Raw genomic sequence first — 4,001 nt, 5'->3', positions numbered from 1 at the left:
CATGGCCTTTTTGGTCTAGTCGCTAAGGTGTTGCACTTGAATTGTAAACTGGGGTCTTCAAATTCTTCACAAATCACCGTAAAAAGTAGTTCTATTAGAATAGCGAATTGATGAAGGACAGCGTCGATTAAGCTGTCCTTTTCCGTATAACAGCTAATAATCATTTAAAAGAACAGCAATAGTGTAATACCTATAAATAAATAACGTATGTTTGAAATTCATTCTTGTAAATGCTTAACACAATATTGAAACGTAAAATAACAAACAAGATTTTAACAAAAAAGGAATTTTATGATTGCTGAAGCTAATATCTGTTAATAATTGCTCTAGCAGTGCTGAATTTTGGGCCTTACTAGTAGCCGATATGATATAATTTTAATAAATCACTGCGGCCTGTAAAGGGCAAACCTTCCCTGAAGCCAACTGGGAATGAGCGCAATCTAGTGTCGAGTTTCATCGTTAATTCGTGTTTATACTTGGCGCTGAGTAAAACATTGGGGGAATTTTGATGAGCAAGTTAGAGTTAAGCTGGGAGGCATTGCATCGTTTCAACCCAGCCCTGAAATTTTCTGTGTATCGAAGTGGCATTGAAGAGTTTGCCGATGAGGCATCAGCTACAGAGGCCAAAAATCGGTGGGCTAACATTGGTCGAGAAATTATTTTAGCTAAGATAAAACTTTATTGTCTGCAAGACATTCACGTAAATTTGGCCGGCTTTGAAGCAATCGAAGAAGAGTCTGTAACTTCAGTTTATGCTGCACTCTATCAGCAGCTAATCGCTTGTTTCAATAATGCCAAAACTTCAGACAAATCATTAAGAAGACGGCGCGTGGATCGACTGATTGGCTTTCTGGCAGCTGAGATTGATTCAGGAATGGTTGGCCAGTTTTTAACGCCGACGATCTTAAAAGAATCTGTCCGCCAAATATTACCTGCAGAAGAAGCTTTGAAGCGTTATGAGAAGAAAAATCCAGGCTTGCTGGGCCGAAAGGTAACAGTAATTACCAGTGGGGTACACGTACGCCTAGAATTCCGTCAACGGTCTGCAGTTGGTGAGGGATTGGATGTTAAGGAAGCCGAGTCAATTGCACAAGAACGATTGGCGGACCTTCTCTATGACGGTGAGTTACCCACGCTGAGAGCCACGTATCCGCAAACATCTAGGCAGATGCATGAACCTACTGAAAAGATGTTAAAGTGGGCACAAATATTCAATATCTCGGATGATTTGGTTTCTCGGATACTTATCCTTGATGCTAGAAATGAAACGATGGACAGCCTTATAGAATCTATTGGACACAATCTATGTGCTGCATATTGTTATTCTAATCCAGACAGTGATTTCAGTGAGAGTGCTAGTGATGCAGTTAAATCATTAGTGAAAGCGGTGATTCATCTCCCAAAACTTGCCGAAGCGCCGTTTTTACTGATAGGGAGACAGAGGGATATTCAAATTCAGCCACGTATTTTAAACCGTATGTTTTTTTATTTGAGTCCAATTGGTGGTGAAGCCAATTCTCACTTTGCTTTCATACTGAATTCGGTCGCCAAAAAATCGAGTCCAGTGAAAACGGATACTACAGAGGATAAAATTTTGCCTATTCCTCGGTCTGCTATCTCGCATGATCATGAAGAGCAGACACCTCAGAGACGAGAGGTAACGCCAGTTTTCAAACCGGCAAGGCAAGAAACGGTGACGCAAGAAACGGTGACGCGAGCACAGGCCGGCATCAGTGGATTTAAATATGGTCAACCAGCCAAACTGACAGATGTTTTACAATGGGTTGAACGCCACCGAGTCCCTTATACAGGGCTTTTACAGCAGAGAGAGGATCCCTTAACCTTTGTCGATCAGTTTATGAAACAACAAACAAGAATGAATCTGTTGATTACTCTCCCGCGTCTTGACTTACCGACATTACAGCTGCTGACCCCACTGGTTCGTCACGTAGTGGAACTGAAGACTAGTGAGGCCGTTCTTTTGGCAGGAAATATTGAGCGCATCGCCAGTCAGAACGACCAAGTTAGTGGCGTAACTCCGCGTATGCTTGTTGCGCTGATGCACCGTGGCGTTAAGTTTGGTGACTTAAGGGGCGGGGGTCCTGGTAGTTTTCTCGAATTGAGCAATCTAGATTACGCGTTGGATTTGGTGATGACGACGCCTTTCTCTGCTGATTTGCAAGAGCGAGCAATTTCGGTTCGGCAATTTACGGTTTCGCCAATTTCTGTGAATCCATTTTGTGAGTTAGTCACGGCATTCAAAAAGTTTCAACAGCCTATCGTGCAGTCGGAACTGGAAAAGTCAATGTTTGATGATGAGTTGAATGAGCTAGGTTTTTAAGGAGAGATGCATATGAGTTTTGTTGATATTCCCGAGCCTTCACGGTTTCGAATTGGCAATCTGTTTCAGGATAATAACTTTATTGTCCCCAAGTATCAGCGCAACTTTGCTTGGCAAGAGAACGAAATTGATGATTTCTGGAACGATCTTGCTGAGTTAGCTGATGGCAACCGTAGTAGTCATTTCTTCGGTCAAATTGTGACATTCAAGAATCCTGATGGTAATCAAGAACTGATTGACGGTCAGCAACGCTTGACCTCCAGTTCAATTCTGCTTGCAGTGATGAGCGACATTGCGACCAAGGCGTATTCAAGTAATCGTGATGAGATGTCTCCCGAGTCTGGGGACGTCTTGAGAGATGTAAAGCGGGATGTGGCTAAATATTTACGAGCCCAAGAGAATCAGCCATCTTTGACACTGCAAAGCGGTAATAAAGATCGGGACGGCCTTGACGCCAACGCTTTCTTTAGCGGTCTAATTAATGGTAAACGTCACAAAGCCTATACGGAACCAACTAAAAATATGGACGCGGCGTACCAATACTTTTACAAGAACGTGTCGGCGTCTATGAATCAATTCAAGACTTGGGCGGAGCGAGTTGATCGGCTCAGCCGCTTATTCCGTTCTTTTGTCGATAACTTTTACGTGGTGATGATCTCGGCACCGACACAACGAGATGCCTTTATTATCTTCGAAACTCTCAATAGCCGTGGCAAAGACCTGAAAGCGTCTGACATTATCAAAAACCACTTAATGTACGTGGCGGGCGGTGAAATGGATCTCGCTAATCAAAAATGGAATGATGTTTCTCGTGAGCTCAAGGATGACAGTGATCGCATCACCCGTTTCATCCGGACTTATTGGTCTGCCCGGCAGCGGCTGGTAGTTGAGTCACATCTCTACAGAGCGCTGAGTCAAGAACTGACAAATAGTGCCAAGGCCAATGAATTCTTAGATGATCTCGTCCAGTTGGCACCAGTTTACAACATGCTGGAGGCCGCTTCGTTGAGTAAGCGTCAGCGTTTCTTCAACAATACTGAGCTGGCTCAGCAAATCGATATTCTGTATCGGATGCGGGTCAAACTGTTCTATCCAATTCTGCTGGCACTGAGTAAAAGAGGGTTTTCAAGCCGGGATATGGTCATTGTGATGCAGAAAGTAATCGCCATATTCATTCGACACCGCGCCATTATGAATGATGGCACCAACCGACTGGAGTCTGGCTATGCGATTATTGCACAGGAGATTTGGTCAGGGAAACTAAGTTCAAGTAGTCAAATTAATCAGGCCTTGAACGACCGTCTCCTGAAATCGAATGCTCAAGTCAAAGGAGCGTTCTTAAATCTGACCAAGGAAGGGGGACAGATTGGTCCCAAAAAGTGGACACTGCTTTATTTGTTGGTTCAGCTCTACGACGAAGATCTCGAGGAAGCGGCTTTCACTGATGACGATTTCCAGCTGGTACACATTGATGAGTCAAGAGTGAGCCCGGCTATGGTTAATTACGTTGGTAACTGGACGCTGCTTGAGAAAGCACTCGTCAATGATTACGAAAATGACGTGGGAGACTTGGATGCTAAGGCCTCCCTACTAAACCGATCGAATGTCCTCAATTTTCAAGTCAAGTGCAACGATGATAACGAATCCTTGATAGTGGTCT

At 43.8% G+C, this 4,001-nt stretch carries 2 protein-coding genes; both read left to right on the top strand.

All coding sequences use genetic code 11. The features are described from left to right. Window positions 1-508: 508 nt before the first annotated feature. The gene (locus FC75_RS10035) at window positions 509-2,341 is read left to right on the top strand and encodes a hypothetical protein (RefSeq protein ID WP_056989806.1); all 1,833 of its coding nucleotides are present in this window, start codon (window positions 509-511) and stop codon (window positions 2,339-2,341) included. A 12-nt stretch (window positions 2,342-2,353) separates the two neighbouring features. Beyond that, window positions 2,354-4,001 (top strand): DUF262 domain-containing protein (locus FC75_RS10030; protein WP_056989805.1); only part of this gene is annotated, 1,648 nt, incomplete at its 3' end.

The organism is Lacticaseibacillus camelliae DSM 22697 = JCM 13995 (assembly GCF_001436615.1).
Taxonomy (GTDB): Bacteria; Bacillota; Bacilli; order Lactobacillales; family Lactobacillaceae; genus Lacticaseibacillus; species Lacticaseibacillus camelliae.
This window is presented reverse-complemented; position numbering and strand designations above follow the sequence as displayed.